Source organism: Micromonospora sp. CPCC 205739 (genome assembly GCF_036906795.1).
In the GTDB taxonomy this organism is placed as follows: Bacteria; Actinomycetota; Actinomycetes; order Mycobacteriales; family Micromonosporaceae; genus Micromonospora.
Map to the genome: position 1 here is coordinate 79,478 of NZ_JBAKHS010000022.1, position 18,044 is coordinate 97,521.

16 protein-coding genes and 5 pseudogenes are annotated in these 18,044 nt (G+C 68.2%); 7 read left to right on the plus strand and 14 right to left on the minus strand.

Annotated elements, in window-relative coordinates; translation table 11 throughout:
- Window positions 1–621: 621 nt before the first annotated feature.
- Window positions 622–1,836 carry a S8 family serine peptidase gene (locus tag V6U88_RS25310; RefSeq protein ID WP_334456706.1) on the minus strand — a complete coding sequence of 405 codons (1,215 nt, stop codon included), beginning with the start codon at window positions 1,834–1,836 and terminating at the stop codon, window positions 622–624.
- Window positions 1,837–2,058: 222 nt separating this feature from the next.
- Here V6U88_RS25310 and shbA point away from each other — a divergent pair, with 222 nt between their 5' ends.
- A complete protein-coding gene (shbA, locus tag V6U88_RS25315; RefSeq protein WP_334456707.1) occupies window positions 2,059–2,691 on the plus strand; it encodes an RNA polymerase sigma factor ShbA in 633 nt (210 codons plus the stop codon).
- A pseudogene (locus V6U88_RS30390) lies at window positions 2,688–2,828 on the plus strand (anti-sigma-D factor RsdA); the annotation flags it as partial. The gene shbA and the pseudogene V6U88_RS30390, both read left to right, overlap by 4 nt.
- A 138-nt stretch (window positions 2,829–2,966) precedes the next feature.
- Here V6U88_RS30390 and V6U88_RS25320 read toward each other — a convergent pair.
- Together V6U88_RS25320 and V6U88_RS25325 are read right to left on the minus strand one after the other, a co-directional pair.
- Complete coding sequence (locus V6U88_RS25320; RefSeq protein WP_334456708.1) at window positions 2,967–3,323, minus strand: hypothetical protein; 357 nt, start codon at window positions 3,321–3,323, stop codon at window positions 2,967–2,969.
- Window positions 3,324–3,866: 543 nt separating this feature from the next.
- A pseudogene (locus V6U88_RS25325) lies at window positions 3,867–5,007 on the minus strand (IS701 family transposase).
- A 38-nt stretch (window positions 5,008–5,045) separates the two neighbouring features.
- On the opposite strand from V6U88_RS25325, the pseudogene V6U88_RS25330 reads away from it, so the two are divergent.
- Together V6U88_RS25330 and V6U88_RS25335 are read left to right on the plus strand one after the other, a co-directional pair.
- A pseudogene (locus V6U88_RS25330) lies at window positions 5,046–5,207 on the plus strand (IS30 family transposase); the annotation flags it as partial.
- The gene (locus tag V6U88_RS25335; protein WP_334456709.1) at window positions 5,188–5,523 is read left to right on the plus strand and encodes an integrase core domain-containing protein; all 336 of its coding nucleotides are present in this window, start codon (window positions 5,188–5,190) and stop codon (window positions 5,521–5,523) included. The pseudogene V6U88_RS25330 and the gene V6U88_RS25335, both read left to right, overlap by 20 nt.
- A gap of 108 nt (window positions 5,524–5,631) precedes the next feature.
- Here the strand turns inward: V6U88_RS25335 and V6U88_RS25340 are convergent, their stop codons facing one another.
- The 8 genes and pseudogenes from V6U88_RS25340 to V6U88_RS25375 all read right to left on the minus strand — a co-directional run bounded on the left by V6U88_RS25340 (window position 5,632) and on the right by V6U88_RS25375 (window position 12,825).
- Window positions 5,632–5,862, minus strand: a complete 231-nt coding sequence (locus V6U88_RS25340; RefSeq protein ID WP_334456710.1) for a hypothetical protein — start codon at window positions 5,860–5,862, stop codon at window positions 5,632–5,634.
- Between the two features lie 61 nt (window positions 5,863–5,923).
- Complete coding sequence (locus tag V6U88_RS25345) at window positions 5,924–6,127, minus strand: hypothetical protein (protein ID WP_334456711.1); 204 nt, start codon at window positions 6,125–6,127, stop codon at window positions 5,924–5,926.
- Window positions 6,128–6,532 carry a transposase gene (locus V6U88_RS25350; protein WP_334456712.1) on the minus strand — a complete coding sequence of 135 codons (405 nt, stop codon included), beginning with the start codon at window positions 6,530–6,532 and terminating at the stop codon, window positions 6,128–6,130.
- Between the two features lie 2 nt (window positions 6,533–6,534).
- Window positions 6,535–6,708 (minus strand): annotated as a pseudogene (locus tag V6U88_RS25355) (hypothetical protein); the annotation flags it as partial.
- A gap of 134 nt (window positions 6,709–6,842) precedes the next feature.
- Window positions 6,843–8,756: a helix-turn-helix domain-containing protein gene (locus V6U88_RS25360; protein ID WP_334456713.1), complete on the minus strand. Its 1,914-nt coding sequence runs from the start codon at window positions 8,754–8,756 to the stop codon at window positions 6,843–6,845.
- A gap of 71 nt (window positions 8,757–8,827) precedes the next feature.
- Complete coding sequence (locus V6U88_RS25365) at window positions 8,828–10,273, minus strand: aldehyde dehydrogenase family protein (RefSeq protein WP_334456715.1); 1,446 nt, start codon at window positions 10,271–10,273, stop codon at window positions 8,828–8,830.
- On the minus strand, window positions 10,270–11,631 hold the full coding sequence (locus tag V6U88_RS25370) for an MFS transporter (protein ID WP_334456716.1): 1,362 nt from the start codon (window positions 11,629–11,631) through the stop codon (window positions 10,270–10,272). The genes V6U88_RS25365 and V6U88_RS25370 overlap by 4 nt, the downstream gene beginning before the upstream one ends.
- A 45-nt stretch (window positions 11,632–11,676) precedes the next feature.
- Window positions 11,677–12,825, minus strand: coding sequence for a zinc-dependent alcohol dehydrogenase family protein (locus V6U88_RS25375; RefSeq protein WP_334456717.1), 1,149 nt, complete (start codon window positions 12,823–12,825; stop codon window positions 11,677–11,679).
- A 223-nt stretch (window positions 12,826–13,048) separates the two neighbouring features.
- On the opposite strand from V6U88_RS25375, the pseudogene V6U88_RS25380 reads away from it, so the two are divergent.
- A pseudogene (locus tag V6U88_RS25380) lies at window positions 13,049–13,552 on the plus strand (IS3 family transposase); the annotation flags it as partial.
- 194 nt (window positions 13,553–13,746) lie between these two features.
- Window positions 13,747–14,379: a hypothetical protein gene (locus tag V6U88_RS25385; protein WP_334456719.1), complete on the plus strand. Its 633-nt coding sequence runs from the start codon at window positions 13,747–13,749 to the stop codon at window positions 14,377–14,379.
- Window positions 14,380–14,520: 141 nt separating this feature from the next.
- Here the strand turns inward: V6U88_RS25385 and V6U88_RS25390 are convergent, their stop codons facing one another.
- The 3 genes from V6U88_RS25390 to V6U88_RS25400 form a co-directional block, all read right to left on the minus strand.
- Complete coding sequence (locus V6U88_RS25390) at window positions 14,521–15,390, minus strand: hypothetical protein (RefSeq protein WP_334456721.1); 870 nt, start codon at window positions 15,388–15,390, stop codon at window positions 14,521–14,523.
- The gene (locus tag V6U88_RS25395; RefSeq protein ID WP_334456723.1) at window positions 15,387–16,058 is read right to left on the minus strand and encodes an SUKH-4 family immunity protein; all 672 of its coding nucleotides are present in this window, start codon (window positions 16,056–16,058) and stop codon (window positions 15,387–15,389) included. The genes V6U88_RS25390 and V6U88_RS25395 overlap by 4 nt, the downstream gene beginning before the upstream one ends.
- A 93-nt stretch (window positions 16,059–16,151) precedes the next feature.
- Entirely contained in the window at window positions 16,152–17,069 is a 918-nt protein-coding gene (locus V6U88_RS25400; protein ID WP_334456725.1) for a tyrosine-type recombinase/integrase, read from the minus strand.
- Window positions 17,070–17,168: 99 nt separating this feature from the next.
- Here V6U88_RS25400 and V6U88_RS25405 point away from each other — a divergent pair, with 99 nt between their 5' ends.
- The gene (locus tag V6U88_RS25405) at window positions 17,169–17,909 is read left to right on the plus strand and encodes an SMI1/KNR4 family protein (RefSeq protein ID WP_334456726.1); all 741 of its coding nucleotides are present in this window, start codon (window positions 17,169–17,171) and stop codon (window positions 17,907–17,909) included.
- The last annotated feature ends 135 nt before the right edge of the window (window positions 17,910–18,044 follow it).

The following is an 18,044-nucleotide window of genomic DNA, read 5'->3' on the forward strand; positions in this document are numbered from 1 at the left end:
CTGTCGTGCGGGCGCTCGTTCCGGTCTGGGGCCCTGGATGCCGCTCGGTAAGACGGCTGATCGCCCGGCCATCGCCCCCGTCTGGGCGAGGACAGAGCCGGCTTCTCATCAGGAAACGCATCACGCATGTCAGGCTCCTCACGGGCCCGCTTGAGACCCGGTCGACCCGATCGGAAAGTCAGCCAGGCACGGTGGGCGCGTCACTGGGGGCAGCGGTGCAACGGCCAGCAGACGGGTGGGTCATGTCGGATTGGCTTGTCGGCACGTCACTCGCCTGGTCGGAGTGGGTGCGTTGGTGGGCCGGCCGGCCCTGCTCGGGGTCGCCCCTCCGCCTGGGGAACTGCGTCGGCAGGCGAGCCGCCGCGATTCTGGCTTGATGTACTCGCCGCCATCCGCGGCGGCGACCAGGCCGGTGAAGGGCGACTCTTCGGCGCTGCACCCGAACCTGCTGCCGCGCTGGGGAGGTACGCCTGGCACAGGATGAGCCGAGCACCGGCCGCTTCCTGGGGAGTAGCGAGCGGCCGGTGCCGGTTCGCGGCTCCCGCGGCACGGGATGTGCGGCGAGGAACCGGGGTGGGAAGGGTCGAGCCTGCCGGCAACCGTCGCCGGTGGCGGTCTTTCTTAGAAGGTGGCGACGTTGAGCAGCTTCTCCTTGATGCCGTCGCGGTCGTCGACGTTGTTCCAGTCCGTCGTACCGGCCGCCTGCAGGGCGGACTTGACCGTGCTGGGCGAGGCGGAGGGGTGGGTGGCCTTGTACAGGGCCGCGCCGCCGGCGACGTGGGGGCTGGCCATCGAGGTGCCGGAGATGGTGTTGTAGGCGGCGCCCTTCCAGGTGGACTCGATGCAGACACCGGGGGCGATCAGGTCGACGTCGGCGCCGTAGTTGGAGAAGTCGGCGAGGGTGTCGTCGACGTCGCTGCGGCAGGTCGCCGCGGCGCCACCGCCCGGCAGGCCGTTGAAGTCGGCGAGCGCGCTGACGGTGATCACCTCGTCGTACGCGGCGGGCACGAAGGTGCTGGAGTTGGCGGAGCTGTTGCCGGCCGCGACCACGTAGGTCACGCCGGCGGCGACCGACCTGCAGATCGCCTCGTGCATGGCGTCGGTGTTGCTGCCGCAGGTGCTGTCAGAGCCGGAGCCGCCGAGGCTCATGTTGGCGACCTCGATCTTGTCCGCGTTCGCGGTCACGTAGTCGATGCCACAGATGATGTCCGACCAGCTACCGCTGCCGGAGCTGCTGAGCACCCGCACCGGCCAGATCCGGGCGCCCGGGGCGACACCGACCACGCCGGTGCTGTTGTCGAGCGCGCCGATGGTGCCGGCGACGTGCGTGCCGTGCCCGTTGCCGTCGTCCGCGGTGCGCCCGGTGCTGCAGTTCTTCGCACCCGCGGTGTGGACGTTGAGGTCCGGGTGGTCCAGGTCGACGCCGGTGTCGATGACGGCGACGTCCACGTTGACCCGCTCGTCCACGCCGTTGATCTTCGCGGTCGGGCTGAGCTCGGCGTCGGCCCGGTTGATGCCGGTCGGCGTCGACTGCGCCGTGGTGGTGGCCACCCCGTCGGCCTGCACGAACAGCACCCGCGAATCACCGGCGATCCGCTCGGCGGCGGTGGCGCTCATTCGGGCCGAGTAGCCACGCAGCGCGTGCTGGTAGACGTGGCCGAGCGTCGCGCCGTTCGCGCGGGCGTGCGCGGCGGCGACGGACGCCGAGTCGACGTCCGCGCGGAGGACGACGATGTAGCCGCTGGTCGCGTCAGCGGGGGCGGCGGTGGCGCCCGTCGCTGCGGCGGAGGCGACGACGATGCCGGTGAGCATCGCGACGCCGAGGGTTCTGCGCATGGGGGTTCCTCTCCACGTGCGGTAGGGGGCGGATAGCCCACCCGGAGGTTGCCCCACCAGGAACGGCCTGGACCAGGAAGAATCGGCATTCGTTACAAGAAATATATGAATATTATTTAAAGGCGACATACCGGCGGACCCGACGTCGGGCACGTCGGGCCGCGGACCCTTCTTGCCGGGATATCGGCGCGTAGGGCCCTGGCGTTTCACCACGCCCTCTTGGTGGCGCGAAAGCGGGCGGATACCGTCGAGCGAGCCACAGCGAGAGGGGTCCGTGAGCGTATGGAGGTGCCGGATCCCGCCGTCGTACGTCGGGCCGCCGAGGGAGATCCCGCGGCGGTCGCGCGGGTTTTGACGCTGATCAGGCCGATCGTGGTGCGCTACAGCCTGGCGCGACTGGGTCATGTCGGCGTCGGCGGGGCCACCGCCGAGGACGTCGCGCAGGAGGTCTGCCTCGCCGTGCTACACGCCCTACCGCGGTTCACCGACCAAGGTCGCCCCTTCCTCGCGTTCATCTACCGCATCGCCGCCCGCAAGGTCGCCGACGCCTGCCGTGCCGCAACGCGGGACCGGACCGACAGCGTCGCCGACGTCCCGGACGCACCCGACCCCACTCCGGGTCCGGAGGTACGTGCTCTCACCGCCGACCTGAGTGCCCAACTGGCCGGGCTGCTGGCCCAGTTGCCGGCAACCCATCGCGAAATCCTGGTGCTACGGCTGGCGGTCGGCATGACCGCCGACGAGGTCGGTACGGTCCTGGGAATGACGCCAGGCGCGGTACGACTGGGACAGCACCGTGCGCTCACCCGGCTCCGCGCGCTCGCCGGTGACACCCTCGCCCAGGTGATCCCGTGACCCCCGACGGGCCCACTACTCCGCCGGACCCGGTCGAGCGGGACGACCGACTGCTCGACGCGATCAGCCGCGGTGAGCGGCCGGGCGACCACGCGGCCGACGACCTCCTCGCCGCCCTGTTGACCCGCTGGCACGCCGACGTGCTGGCGCGATCGCAGCACCTCGAATCCACCCTCCGGCTCCCGCCCGTGGAGCCGGCAGCCCAGGACACACCCGCACCGCCTGCAACGGTCGCCCCCGCACCCGGTCACCCGACCGCCGCCCGGCCCGACCGGTCACAGCACACTCCCCGCGCCGCACGCCTCAACCAGAAACCGGGACTGCGACCCAGACACAAGGCATACGCCGCGGCGACGCTGGCCCTGGTCACCATCACCAGCGGTGTCTGGCTCGGCGCCGCCCACGCCCAACCGGGCGAGCTGATGTGGCCGGTCACCCGACTGGTCCACGACGAGCGAGCCCAGGCGCTGATCACCGAGCGCGAGATCGGCCGAATGCTCGACCAAGCCCGGCAGGACCTCGCCGGCGGCCAGCACGCCGACGCCCGCTACCACCTGGAGCGCGCCGCGGCCCTGCTGGACCGCATCAACGACCACGAGACCGCCGTGCGGCTGCGAAACGACATCGAGCAACTCCGCCGACGGCTGCCATCCCCCGCCCCGGCCGCTCCGGAGAACCCATCGGCCCCCGGTGCCCACATCCCGACCGACCTACCGGCACCCTCCCACACGGCGCCAGCCACCGCCGCCGCCACGCAGCCCGCAGGGACCGATCCGGGGTCATCGACCGACACCTCGACGCAGTCGACACCTGCGCCACCGGCAGCCGAAAGCCGACCGACGAACCGGCCCCGACCGACGCCGCCAGCCCGGCCAAGTATCCCAGCGACGGCGCCGCAGCCACAGACGGCTCCGCAACCACAACCGTCGGCAGCGAAGACGTCAACCGCCGAGACCGATGCAAACCATCGGGCTTCAACCCACGTGTGCCACGCCCCTAGTACTGCAACGGCAGTTATGGCGGGTAGCCGCGTTGGCGGTAGTGGCTGGTGCGGGCTTGGTGTTGACGTCGGCGGCGCCAGCGTGACCAGGCCCAGATGCGGGTCGGGCAGTGTGGGGTGGTGAGGATCAGGGACACCATGAGTCGGCGGATCTCCGGTCCGGTGTAGCCGATCATCATGTCCTCGCTGACGCTGTTTCCCCTTTTGCGGCAACGGTTCTGGCGGCGGCTAGCCAGGCGTGGGTGGCCATGGCGAGGGTGATGTGGGCGTGCCAGGCCCGCCAGTCACGGACCTGGTAGTCGTCCAGGCCGGCTTCTTGTTTGGTCTGTTGGAAGCATTCCTCGATGGCCCACCGGCTGCCGGCGATGCGGACCAGGTCGATCAGGCGGGTGCGGCGGGGGCCGTAGCAGACGTAGTAGGCGATCTCGCCGGTGGTGATGCTGCGTCGGGCGAGCAGCCAGTGCCCGCGCCCCGGCCGCCAGCAGATCCGCACCGGCACCCGGGCCCACAGGTATTCACGGGGACCGTGCGCGCCGGCGCCGGCGGACAGCCGGCACCACGCTTGAGCGGGTAGGGCGGCGATCAGCTCGTCGGCCCGGGCGGTGCCCATGCTGGTGGTGATCATGTCGTCGTTGCGGCGGGCGGCCAGCACATAGCCCACATCACGCTCTTCCAGCCACACCCGCAAGCTCTTGACCTGCCCGTAAGCCTCATCGCCGGTGACCCACCCGACCGGCACCCCCGCGTCGAGTGCCCGAGCCAGCATGGCCTTGGCGATCTGCGGCTTGGTCGCGAACTCCACCTCATCGCCGATGCCCGCGGCAGCGTTCACGGTCGTCGGTCCACGCCGCAGGCAGGTACAACCGCCGGTCGATCAACCCGTGCCCTCTAGACGAGCGGTAGGCCAGGAACACCCCGACCTGGCAGTTCTCGACCCGGCCGGCAGTGCCGGAGTACTGCCGGGCCACCCCGGCCGACCGCACGCCCTTCTTCAGGAACCCCGTGTCATCGACGACCAGCACCCCCTGAGGTTCGCCGAGGTGCTCCACCAGGTAGTCCCGCACATCATCGCGAACCGCCTCGACATCCCAATCGGCCCAGCGCAGCAGCCGCTGCATGCCATCCGGCGACACCTCACCCGCCCGCTCAGCCAGGGTCCAGCCGTTCTTACGCTGCAACCCGGCCGCCAGCCCACACAGATACTGCCGAACCCGAGCCCGCGGCTCAGCCCGCCGGAACCGGCCCGCGATCCGCGCGTGCAACCGATCCAACTCCGCCGCCCACGCATCGACCTCCGCCACCGCCACGGCAGACATCATTCCCTACGGGCATCCACAACTGCCGTTGCAGTACTAAGGGCACCGACCTGTCCCGGTGGAGCGCCGAGGACATCGAAGCCGTCGCCGCCACGCTCAACGCTCGGCCCCGCAAGACACTCGGGTGGAAGACGCCCGCCGAAGCGTTCAACGAACAGCTAACCTTGCTCCAACAAGCCGGTGTTGCATCCACCGGTTGAGTCCAGTCAGTACACGTCTTTCCGGTTCACCACCCACCTGCTCGCCGCCGGTATCGACGCCTCCATCGGCAGCGTCGGCGCCGCCCTCGACAACGCGCTGATGGAATCCACCATCGGCCTGCACAAGACCGAACTGATCAAGCCCCGGGGCCGGTGGCGCACCCTGGCCCAGGTCGAACTGGCCACCGCCGAGTGGGTCGACTGGTACAACAACCAGCGACTGCACTCAGCCATCGGACACGTCCCACCCACCGAATACGAATCGACGTTCTACGCTCAACACCAGCCCCACGAGGTGGTTGGAGCCAACAGCTGAAGTCTCCACAAAACCCGGGGCGGTTTACCTGGCCAAGGTCCGACGTGGACGCGTCACCCTCGAACAAGCGGCTAATCAGAACTGAGACAGAACACTAGCAAATCATGATCAAACCGGACATGGAAGAACAACGCCGGGGCCGTGGGTGCTGGCCAGGACGACACCGGTGGTCTGGCCGTAGGCTGCGAGGACATGCTGGGCGGCAGTACTGGTGGCCCGGGAGCCGCGCAGTGTCTTGCTGGCCACGGCGATCGCCCGCCGCTTCGCCGGCGGTGTGGCTACGGCCCGGCTGGCGGTGAACAGGTCCGGGTCCAAGGCCTGCAACAACCGGCGGATCATCGCCTCCGACGGGCGCCGGTCCGGGGCGATACCCAGCGCGAGCGCGGTCCCAGCGGGGACGTCATCGATCCACTCGGCGATCGCGGTGTACGACCGGTCGCCGGCGCCACGGCAGCAGTGTCTTGAGCTGGGCGTACAGGGTGGGCTGGTTGACCTTGACCGGGATCAGCAGGTGGCCGCCACGTTCGGCGATCTCGTTGGCGTGGTTGGTTTGGGTGTGCAGGGCGTCCGCGACGAACACCAGGCCGTGCAGGCTGCCCAGCACCTATTCGACCGCGTTCAGCAGTGGTGTGAAGGCGGGGATTTCGTTCGACTTCGCCGCGACGGTGGCCTGCGCGAGGACGACCCCGGTGCTGGTGTCCAGCGCGGACAGCAGATGCACCTGGCTACCGTCGGACCGCCGTGCGGCGCGGATCGTCTTGCCGTCGATGGCGATCACGGTTCGGTATCGCGGTCGCCGGGGTGTGACCGGCGACTGGGTCCGGGTGCGCAGCCAGCCGGCGAGGACTACCGCGAGCAAATCGGCGTCCAGGCGGGTCAGCAGCCGCCACACCGTCGTGCCCGCGGGTACGGCGTGGGTGAACCCGAGCCAGGTCTGGGCCCGCTCGTCAGGTCGTGCAGCCAGTCCGTGATCGCCGCGAACGACGACGCGCCAGCCATGACGGCGCACACGGCCACGGTGAGCAGCCCGGCGAGGGGATAGCGCACCCCACGCGGGTCACGGGGATCAGGGACCTCGGTCAACGCGTGCAGCAGCCCGCCCTGTTCACCCTCGGTGACCGGCCTGGGCGGGACGTTGGTGCGGTGTGCCGTTACGGCCACCGCGGAGATGAGGGTCGATGCCATCGGCGGGCGAGGTTTCTCCTGGTGTCTTGAAGCGTCGCAACTCCATGATCATCGACGAGATCCCACCCGCTTCTCCTGCCTCCACAGAAGACACTCACACCGCATATCCCCAGCTCAGAGCACCCGCTGTCCGACTACGCAATCGCCCTGTCCGATTCGATCATCGTCTGCCGAAGCCGGCGCAGGTGCAACGCGACTTGCAGTTCCAGCGCCTGCTGCGGCTGCTTCCAGCCGACGCCAAGCAGGGTGGCAATGCGCTCGAGTCGCAGCGCGACGGTGTTGGTGTGCACCTGCAGTACCGATCGGGCCGCCTTGAGGTTTCCCCCGGTGGCGAAGTATGCCTCCAGCGTGCCGACAAGGTCGCTTCCCCGCCGTGCGTCGTGATCGAGCAGCGGTCCCAGTCTCGCCCGTACGAAGTCGTTGACGTCGTCAGGCCCGGGGGAGCCGAGGATCATCCCTGCGAACCCGAGCCCGCCGACGTCGCAAGATTCTCCGTGGCGGCCGAGCGCGAGCAGGGCGGACAGGCCGCGGCGGGCTTCGTGATAGGCGTTGCGAATCGCCGCGGGACCGGCGGCGGGTCCGTCAGCTCCCGCCGTGACGACGCATTCGAGTGCCTCGCGTAGCCGAGCCGAGACGAGCTGCGCCGCCTCGGCCGGTACCTTACCTGGGAGGATCACGACGATGCGCCCGTCGTGGTGTCCCGCGAGGCCCCGATGCTCCGCCGCGAGCCGGGCGGCCACGGCCACCGCCCGGTCCCGGTCGTCGTGGTTCACTGCGGCAACGACGACGGCGTGTTCGACGTCGAGGTTGGTTCGGTGGCGGCGGGCCCGCTCGCGCAGCGTCGCGGAGTCCCGGTCCGGATGCAGCAGCACGTCGTTGAGGAGTTCCCCTCGCACGCGGTGCTCGGCCTCGGCGACCGACCGCTGAAACAGCAGCAGCAGCGCTGTGACGACCGCTGCGCGTTCGAAGATCCGCTGAGCCGGCTGGGCCAGCTGGTCGGGGCCGGACAGAACGAGGGTGCCCAGGTGGTCGGTGCCGGCCACCGCGGTCGCCAGCCAGCAGCGGCCGGTCGTTAGGTCCAGTTGGACGGTGCCTCCGGTCCGGCGGGCGTCGTGTACGGCGGCGAGCAGCCGTTCGTCGACTATGGGCGGCCTTCCCCCGACGGTCGCAAGCGCGATACCGTCGGGATCAAGCACCGCTACGCCGCCGCCGAGGACCTCGGCGATTGCTGTGGCGACATCGACAGCGCCGCCGCCATGGAGCAGCACTTCGGTAAGTCGGTCGTGCGCGTCGGCGGCGAGCTCAACTTCATGCGCATGCCCCCGTACGAGGGCGGTCACCTGATCCAGCTCGCGTAACGCGGCCTGAGCCTCGGAGAACAGTCGGGCGTTCTCGAGCGCGACGACGGCATGCGCGGCGAGGCTGGTTGCTAACGCTACCTCCTCGGGTGGGAATGGGCGGGGCGAACGGTTTCCGGCGAGCAGCGCGCCGATGACTCTGCCAGCGAGCAGCAGCGGCACACCGAGCAGGGCGTGGATGCCCTCGTCCCTGACGGCGGCGTCGACTGCGGCGATGTGCACGAAACGGTCGTCCGACTGGTAGTCGCCGGTGGCGTATGGGGTGGCGGTGTGTACCACGAGGCCGCCGAGACCCACTCCGAGTGGCAACTGGATCGTGCGGAACCGGGCGGACACCGACCCGTCGGTGACCCGGATGTAGACGTCGCGCCGACCATCGTCGATGAGGCTCAGGTAGGCGAGGTCGACGCCGAGGAGGTTGCGGGCGCGACGGACGATGGCGCGCAGCACGGCGTCGACGTCGCGGATGGCGGCCAGGTCAGTCGCGGTCTCGTACAGGGCACGCAGCTCCGCCTCACGTCGGCGTTGCTGCGTCATCTTGGTCCGCACCCGCAGCGAGACCTCAATCTCCGCCCGTAGCCGCTCGAGCTCCGCCTCGCTTGCGCCTTCTTCGCATGCGAGACGGAGCTGTTCCTCGAACGCTTCGGGTGGGGCCTCCTGGTCGAGGAGCTCAACGAACGAACGTGTCATGGCAGGAGGTTATGTCTTCGCCCGTGCGAATACGAACCGCAGAAAGCCGCTCCGGCCCCTTGGCCGCCGGGCTATAGGCTCACTCCGGTGAATACCAGAACCCGTACCTCGGTGTAGTCCTCCATGGCCGCGCGGATTCCTTCCCGGCCGGCGCCCGATGCCTTCACCCCGCCGTACGGCATCTGGTCGGCGCGGTAGGAGGGGACGTCTCCTACGATCACGCCGCCGACGTTCAGTCTTGTATAGGCCTGGAACGCGGTCTGGATAACGTGGGTGAAAACGCCGGCCTGGAGCCCGTGCCGCGACTCGTCAACCATCCGGAGTGCTTCGTCGAGGCCGGTAGCGGCTGCCATGCTGACCACGGGACCGAACACCTCTTCGGTCCAGACCTTCGCATTCAGCGGCACACCCTCCAGAATGGTGGGTGCGTAGGTGGTTCCGTCCCGGAAGCCGCCGGCAAGGACCGTGGCACCCGCCGCGACGGCCTCGTCGACCCAGGAGGCGACCCGCTGTGTGGCCTCGTCGTTGATGAGCGGGCCGACATCGGTGCGTTCATCCCACGGATCCCCGGTGTGCAGTGCCTTCGTCGCAGCAACGATCCGCTCGCGTAGCTCGTCGTACACCGTTCGGTCAGCGATGACCCGCTGCACCGAGATGCAGGACTGACCCGCCTGGTAGCTGGCGAACGCCGCGATCCGTCGGGCCGCCCAGTCGAGATCGGTTGCGCTCGACCAGTCACTGCAGACGAGCGCCGCGGCGTTGCCACCGAGTTCGAGAGTGACGTGCTTGCGCGGGACCGCGTCCTTGATGGACCAGCCCACCGCGGCCGAGCCGGTGAACGACACCACAGGCAGCCTGGCGTCGTGGACCAGCCCCACAGTGATGTCGTCTCCGACGGGAAGCACGGAGAACACACCGGGTGGCAGATCCGTCTCGGCGAGGAGTTCACCGAGGAGCAGGGCGGACAGCGGGGTCCTCGGCGCTGGTTTGACGATGACCGGCGCACCAACGGCGATCGCCGGCGCGACCTTGTGGGCCACGAGATTCAACGGAAAGTTGAACGGCGTGATTGCCAGCACCGGCCCTCTGGGATAGCGACGGGTCACCGCGACGCGACCGGCACTGGCCGTTTCGGTGTCGAGCCGTTGCAGCTCCCCTGACCACCGGCGTGCCTCCTCAGCGGCGAACCGGAATGTGGACGCCGCGCGGGCCACCTCGCCGCGTGACCATTTCAGCGGTTTGCCGGTCTCGGCAGTGATCACGCGAGAAATCTCGTCGGCGCGCTCGGCGAGCCGCGCCGATACGTGCGCCAGCGCGTCGGCTCGGGTGTGCGCCGGGAGCGCCGCCGCCGTGTACTGGACGGCGTCGGCGGCGGCGAGCGCCTCCTCGACCTGCTGTGCCGTGGGGATCGACACCGTACCCACATGCCTGCCGTCGTAGGGGTGGATGACGTGCAAGACGTTGTCACCCATTTGCGGCTGCCCGGCGATCCAGCACGGCGTGATGGTCTCGGTCATGCGGTCTCACGCACGACAGTGGCGGGGACCGCTGGCTCGGGTGCGAGACCGGCGTCGGCGGCGAGGTCGCGCTGGGAGGTCTCCCGCGAAACGATCAGAGCGGCGATGGTGATCAGCGCCATGGCAGCGACATAGATCGAGATCGGCACGGCCGAGTTGAACTTGGCCAGCAGGGCCAACGCGATGATCGGGGCGAGGCTTCCGGCGAACACCGAGGCGAGCTGGTAGCCGATGGAGGCGCCGCTATAGCGCACGCCCGTACCGAACAGTTCGGAGAAGAACGCCGCCTGGGGACCGTACATCGCGCCGTGGAGGATGAGGCCGATGGTGATGGCGACGGTGATGGCGACGGGCGACTTGGTGTCCACGAGCACGAAGAACACGAACGCCCAGACGAGGACCCCGACCGCGCCGAACAGGTAGATCGGCCGCCGGCCGAACCGGTCGGAGAGTGCCCCCCACACCGGGATGACGGCGAAGTGAACGACCGAAGCTACCAGTACAGCGTTCAGGGCCGTCTGCTTGCTCATGCCGAGCGCGGTCGTGATGTAGGTCAGGACGAACACGGTGAAGATGTAGTACGAGACGTTCTCCACGACGCGGGCGCCCATCGCCACGATGACCGGACGCCGGTACCGCTGTACAACCTCCAGTATCGGCGCCTTGCGGCGTACCTTTGCCTGCTCCATCTCCTCCTGTGCCTGTTGAAAGACCGGTGACTCGCTCAACGACACACGAATATAGAGACCGATGGCGATCAGAGCGGCGCTGAGCAGGAACGGCACGCGCCAACCCCAGGAGGCGAAGGCTGCATCGGAGGTCGTGGCGGTCATGATTGCCAGAACACCGACGGCGAGCAGATTACCCGCAGGCACGCCAGCCTGCGGCCAACTGGCCCAGAATCCGCGCCGTCGCGGATCGCCGTGCTCCGCCACCATCAGCACCGCTCCGCCCCACTCGCCGCCGACGGCGAAGCCCTGCAGCAGGCGGCAGATGATCAAGAGGATCGGTGCCCACACCCCGATGGAGGCGTAGGTCGGCAGCAGCCCGATCGCGAACGTTGCCACGCCCATGATCAGCAGGCTCAGAACGAGCATACGCTTACGGCCGATCCGGTCACCGAAGTGACCGAACACGATGCCACCGAGTGGCCGGGCCACGAAACCCACGGCGTAAGTAGCGAACGCCAGGAGCGTCCCGATGACCGGGTCGAATTCCGGAAAGAACAGGCTATTGAAGACGAGCGCGGCGGCGGATCCAAAAATGAAGAAGTCGTACCACTCGACCGTGGTGCCGACCAGGCTCGCTACCACCACCTTCCGAATGGATGAACGCTCAACGGCTGCGGTCTCAGGCATTAACGTATCCTCCGTACAGGCTCTGAGTTAGGGGTGAATCGGGGGTTAAGGGCGGCTGGTGGGCGATTCCGAGAAGACGAGGGTCTGACGTACGACGTCCCCGCTCGCCAGCGCGTCAAAGGCGGAGTTGAGCTCCGCGAGCCGGACGTCGCGGCTGCGCAGCTCGTCCACGGGCAACAGACCCGCCTGGTAGAGCGCGAGGTAGCGTGGCACGTCACGGCGGGGCACCGCCGAGCCCATGTACGAGCCGATCAGACGACGCTCCTCGGCCACAATGCCCAAAGCCGGAAGGGTCAGCCGCTGGTCCGGATGCGGCAGCCCGATCGAGACTGTCGTGCCGCCCCGACGGGTGGCCGCATAGGCCGCGGCGAGAACGTCGGCGTCGCCGACCGCCTCGAACGCGTAATGAGCACCGCCTCGGGTGATATCCCGGATCGCCTCGACCGCGTGATCGCCGGCCCGGACCACCTCCGTCGCGCCGAGTCGCTTCGCCACCTCGAACTTGGCCGGCTCGGTGTCAACAGCGATAACGGGATGGCAACCGGCGAGCCGCGCGCCCATCACGGCGCTGAGGCCGACGCCACCAAGACCGAACACCACCGCCGAGGAGCCCGGCTCCGCGCGGGCCGTATTGATCACGGCGCCGACACCGGTTAGCAGCGCGCAGCCGAACAGCGCCGCTGTCTCGAATGGGATGTCGTCCGGCACCGCGACCAGCGAGGCGGCTGACGCCACGGTGCGCTCGGCGAAGCCTGACACCCCGAGATGGTGGTGGATTGGTTGTCCATCGCCGCGACGGAAAGGCCGCGTCCCGGACAGCAGTGTCCCCGCCCCATTGGCCGCAGCGCCCCGCTCACAGAGCGCGGGCCGCCCAGACTGGCAGGACACGCAGGTCCCGCAGACCGGCACGAACGAGAAGACGACGTGGTCTCCGGCGCGAAGCGTGGTGACTGCTGGGCCTACGTCCTCGACGACGCCGGCGGCCTCGTGACCGAGTACCATCGGAGTCGGTCGTGGTCGCGCACCGCTGATCACCGACAAGTCCGAGTGACACAAACCCGCCGCGCCGATCCGGACAAGAGCCTCCCCCGGCCCGGGCGGATCGAGTTCCAACTCCTCGATGACCAACGGGCGGCTGCTGCGGTACGGCGCGGACCTCCCCATCGTCGTCAGGACTGCGGCGCTGACCTTCATGCGGCGACCCCTTCACCGTGGCTGCTTCGCAGACAACGTAGGCCGGTACCACGGCTCACGCGATGGTGTTGTCACACAGCTGCCGACGGCTCTGCTGGTGCTGGCAACCAGCGTCGGGCGCATCGCTCGGTGAGGGGCTGCGGTAGTCGCGCGAACCAACACGAGGTGCCGGGGCGCGGCCTACTGCTCGCGGATCAGCGGAACGGGCATGGCGACGTACGGCCCGAACCGGCTGTGGCTGGCCGACATCACCGAACACCGCACCGGCGAGAGCAAGCTCTACCTGTGCGCGATCAAGGACGTGTGGTCGAACCGGATCGTCGGCTACTCCATCGACTCACGGATGAAGTCCCGGCTGGCCGTCAACGCGTTGCACAACGCCGTAGCCCGACGCGGCCCAGTGGCCGGCTGCGTGCTACACACCGACCGCGGGTCGCAGTTTCGCAGCCGGAAGCTCATCCGCGCCCTGCACCAGCATCACATGCTCGGATCGATGGGCAGAGTCGGTGCCGCCGGCGACAACGCCGCCATGGAATCGTTCTTCGGCCTGCTGCAGAACAACGTCCTCGACCGGCGGACCTGGACCACCCGCCAGCAGCTGAGGACCGCGATCGTGACCTGGATCGAACGGACCTACCACCGCCGCCGACGGCAGCGATCCCTGTCCCGGTTGACCCCAATCGAGTACGAGAACATCATGACCCCACCGGCCAGTCAGGCCGCGTGACTGAACTGTCACCTACCGGTGCAGCAGACCCGATCTACCCAAGGGCCCTTGCTACGGAGGAGGCGCGCACGACGGAGCGCTCGGCCTGGCGACGCTGTCACGGAACGTGACGCCTGCGCGGCGGCATGTGCGGACGTTAACGTCGGCGGCTTGGGCTGGGTAGCCGGTGGCGGTGACGTCTTTAGGATGGCTGCGTGGCGGTCGAGCTAGCGTCTTCCTGGTGCGCGACAGATCTCGGGGTCTACCGCCCATGCCGGTACACCTACGAGCGGTACCCGCTTAGCAGCGTGCCGCCCGTGCTTGAGGCTCTCGGCGGCTTCCGATGGCTTGGCGATCGGGGACAGCCCAACGCCGACAACGTCGCCCTGCTGACTCGTCTAAACACAAGTCTGAACGCCGTCGGTGTGGCGCTGCCCGAAGATTTCGTCCAGTTCTACTCCTGGGATGGCTGGGCAGCCGAGCTGGACGCGGTGTCCGTGACTGGGTGCTGGACCAGGCTCGGTCGGCTGCCCACGTTCAGTCCCGTCGAGCCGGGCGCGTTCCTGGTCCGGTTCATGTCCGACCAACAGGACTGTGTCATCTGGTACCTGTACCTGCGCCGTGGGGAGCCGGCATTCGTCGTGCACGCGTACGGCCTCGAATTCGACTACGAGGACGACGACGAGGAGTCCCGAGTGATCTATCGGTGCGCGTCCACGTTCGAGGAGTTCGCCTACCGGTTCTGGGTAGAGAACCGGATCTGGCGCCACCTGAATGATCCGAGCGCTGGGCCACTACCGGCACGGCTCGCTGAGTACCTCGCGCATTATCCGCAGCCAGCGTCCTGACGATCCAGATCGGTAGCACGTCCGCTCATGGCCACGTCCGGACGGCAACCGGGCCAGCTCGGCGTTACGCTCCGTGACGCGCGGATCGCGGCATGGGCGTGCAGGTACAGCGTCGTCTCGTAACGCTGATTGCCGCACTCGTCAGACCTCGGTGGCGGCGGGTGGGATGCGCCACCGCAGTACGGCCTTGCCGGCGACGTGCTCCAGAGTCAGCGGGTACACCTGTCCAAACGGCCTGCCTGCTTTGAATCGCTGAAGTTCGCTCGGTGCCCAGCCGACACAAAGGATCGGGCAGCCGGCTACCTCGATCACTCCGGCGCCGAGGGGATCCTGCCAGCCTGCTCGCCATCCGAGATGGTGATGGCTGTGTAGGTCGACGGACGCCATGTGCGCGAAGTGCCCCCTCGCGGCCGCCCACCGGTTGATCGTCGCCGCTCGCTCGTGCGCGACTTCGACGGGTAGATCCAACCAGCCGTGCAGGCGGTTGGTGTGGAAGGCCGGAATCGGTTGCGCGCCGAAGTGCGCCCAGGCCTCCTCATCGCCTTTGCCCCAGATTCGCAAGTCGGCTAACCCGTCAACACTGCGCGCCGTCGGCAGGAAGCCGACCCATGAGTCGAGCGCAACCGCGTCGCCGATGACCATCCCGCACGGGTCCACGGGCAGATCACCCAGGACCACCGGTTCCTCTCCAGCTGACACCGCCGACCACGGCAGGTTCAGGTCGATTTCAATCGTGGCTATGGTGTCGATTGCCTCGTATGTACCGGGCCGGGTCCGCGCCGTCACCGTCAACGCTCCGGGTCCGGCGGGCACTGCGACCGCCTCGGCGAGCCAGTCCTGCAGATGGGCGCCGCCCGCATCCGCCGCCCGCATCGCACGAGCCGACAACGGCTTCCCAAGGTCGGCCCACTGATCGAGAAACCCGCCGCAGGCCAGCACGACAGTCCGCGACGGCACCACCACCCGACGCAGTGCCACAGTCATCGACGCGGAATCGTCACTGCTGTTCATCGCTCCCGATCATCACACCCCATGGGCCTTTGGGGCATCCGCTCATCGGCAAGACCGAGCGCGCTGTCTCGACCGACCAACTGTGACGTTGCGTGACGCGCGCTCAGCGGCAGAAGAGGATGTCTGCATCGATCAGTAGAGCCACCGGTCGAGCACTGCGGGCCAGAAGTGGGTTGCATGGTCGCCGTCCCCGAACGCGCGCGGGTCAAGGGCCCTGATCCGCTCCAACAGGTCGGCGAGCTCCGCGAGCGCTTTCTCTTCGGCCTGTCCGTCTCTTCGTCCCAGCGGCCAATGACGGTTGAGCTGGTCAGCCAGCTACCAACCATGTGCAGCGAACACAGCCAGTGGGTGATCGTTGAGTTGACGAACCAGGTGCTGCCGTCCGACGACCATGCCTGCACCTCACCGGTCCCCGGCGCGGCACCGTACACCCAGTCCAGATCGTCGGAGTTCGCCAACCGGTACATCGTCGGCTCCACGTGGAATGACACCGCACTCACGAGGTCATCGATCAGCGGTACGCCACAAGAGACCAGCGCGGCCTTCTGCGGCTCGGGAAGCCGCCACGTCGCCACGTCCAGCTCGGTGGCACGCACCACCCGCCCAGTACCAGCCCAGGCCATCACCGCTTCGAACGCGGGAGGCGACGGAAGATCATCAACGGGCACGCCAATGAGGGTAGTCCGGGCAAGGTTCCAAGCACCCAGTGGTCGTGTAGCGGCCAGACATCCGATCTTCGGCAGATCCGCTCGTTGTGGTAGCTACGTTCCAGAAGCCATATAGGCGGCGAGGATGTAGTTGGGGTGCCGGTCCAGGTTCTTGCGGGCGCGGTCGTAGCGCATGGTCGTCCGCGGATCGGCGTGACGGGCGGCGATTTGCACGTCGCGCAGGCTCACGCCAGCGTCGAGCATGGTGGTGACGAAGGTGTGGCGCAGCATATGCGGGTGCATCCTCGGCATCCGGATCCCGGCGGCGGCCGCCAAATGCCGGAGCCGGCGGGTTGCCGCATGCCGATCCATCCGGACCCCGAGGGTGTTGCGCAGGATCGGACCATCAAGGCGGCCGTCGACCGCACGGTCCACGGCTCTGGCCACGGCGGGCGGCAGCGGGACGAGGACGACCTTGCCGCCCTTGCCGCGAACGAGTAGGACGCGGTGGTCGTGTTCCTCTCCGAGGTCGCCCATGTTCGCACCGCAGGTTTCGAAGATCCGCAATCCGAGCAGGCCAAGCATGGCGATCAGCGCGAAGTCGTTCGGATTGGCCGACAGCCGCGCTGCGGTGATCAGGGCCTCGAACTGCAGGTGCCCCAGCCCGAGGGTGGGTGATTCGGGTGGCACGACCGGTCGACGGACGTAGTCGGCCGGGGAGTGCGGCAGGATGCCGTCGATGACGCAGACGCGGTAGAAGCCGACCACCACCGACAAGCGGCGGGAGACGGTCGATGGCTGGAAGCGGCGTACGTCCTGCAGCCAGCGCACGTACCGCTCGATGTCCACGCGTGCGGCCGACAGCGGCTCCAGGTCCTGGTGGGTGCACCAGGTCAGGAAGACGCGCAGGTCGGACTCGGTGTGCAGCCGCGAGTCACCACGGTACCGACCGAGATAGGCAGAAACCGCCGCACGGAGAACAACACGATCAGGAGAGACGACGCCGGGACCGGAAGCGGGAGAGGTAGTCATACCTCACGGTGCGTCACCAGTCACAGTCGATGCCAACGCCCTCCGCGCGGCAGATGAGGGGTAGTTGCGCCCGCGGTGGTGATGTCTAGAGTCTGCGTCGTGACTGACACTGGAGCCGACGTCGACAAGCGCGTTGCCGAGGCGTGGGCGCGGATCGAGGCTGGCCTGAGTCGCGTCCTGCCGGCTTCCCTACGGCAGCTCAATGCGCCGGCTGCGGTACAGGCAATCGATGCGGTGGAGGCCGCCTTGGCCGTGCAACTGCCGCAGGATTTCCGCGCTAGTCTCCGCAGGCACAACGGAACCGACCCTGGCCCGACGCTGCCGCCCCCTGAGCCCAGCCCGGTACCGCTGACTTACCTCTGCGACACCAACAAGATCATCGAGATGACCCGGATGTGGCGCGACAACTATCATCCGGAGCCGGACTGGGACGATCCTCAGGTCTGGGCATACCTGGTCGACCGAGGCGAACATCTCTTCTTGAACGGACCGGTGCGACCGATCATCGGTTCGCCGGGCGCAGTGGTCGTGGGCGACATGAACGGCGACGTGCAGTGGCTGCTCGACTTTGATCCGGCACCGGGGGGAACGCCCGGACAGGTGGTTCGGGTTGATGTCGAATGCGCCTCGTGGGACGTGCTGGCTCCGTCCTGGACGCAGCTGCTTGTCCGCTACGCCGAGGATCTGGAACTGTTCGCGGCTGATCCTGGCAGCTCGCCTCTAGAGATCGATCGCTTCGCGGGACCGGCGTGCGAATGGGGCAGCACGCCGTCGGACTCTTGGGGGATGCGTCCGGCATGGCTGCAAAACGTTGAAGCTCGCAGTCCATACCCGTCATGACGGCCCCCTATACAGCTGTCCTCACGGCCGAGTGCGCCGCCGGCCGCCTACGTGATCCTGAAGCAGCGAATGCCCGCTCATCGGCTACTTGTTTCATTGACCTGCGACCGTGGCCCGGCCAGGCTTCGGTTGAGG

Bases quoted from the DNA above. Each gene is read 5' to 3' on its own strand.
- V6U88_RS25310 (WP_334456706.1), bottom strand. From the start codon at position 1,836: ATGCGCAGAACCCTCGGCGTCGCGATGCTCACCGGCATCGTCGTCGCC.
- V6U88_RS25340 (WP_334456710.1), bottom strand. From the start codon at position 5,862: ATGATCCGCCGGTTGTTGCAGGCCTTGGACCCGGACCTGTTCACCGCC.
- V6U88_RS25360 (WP_334456713.1), bottom strand. From the start codon at position 8,756: ATGACACGTTCGTTCGTTGAGCTCCTCGACCAGGAGGCCCCACCCGAA.
- V6U88_RS25365 (WP_334456715.1), bottom strand. From the start codon at position 10,273: ATGACCGAGACCATCACGCCGTGCTGGATCGCCGGGCAGCCGCAAATG.
- V6U88_RS25370 (WP_334456716.1), bottom strand. From the start codon at position 11,631: ATGCCTGAGACCGCAGCCGTTGAGCGTTCATCCATTCGGAAGGTGGTG.
- V6U88_RS25375 (WP_334456717.1), bottom strand. From the start codon at position 12,825: ATGAAGGTCAGCGCCGCAGTCCTGACGACGATGGGGAGGTCCGCGCCG.
- V6U88_RS25390 (WP_334456721.1), bottom strand. From the start codon at position 15,390: ATGAACAGCAGTGACGATTCCGCGTCGATGACTGTGGCACTGCGTCGG.
- V6U88_RS25400 (WP_334456725.1), bottom strand. From the start codon at position 17,069: ATGACTACCTCTCCCGCTTCCGGTCCCGGCGTCGTCTCTCCTGATCGT.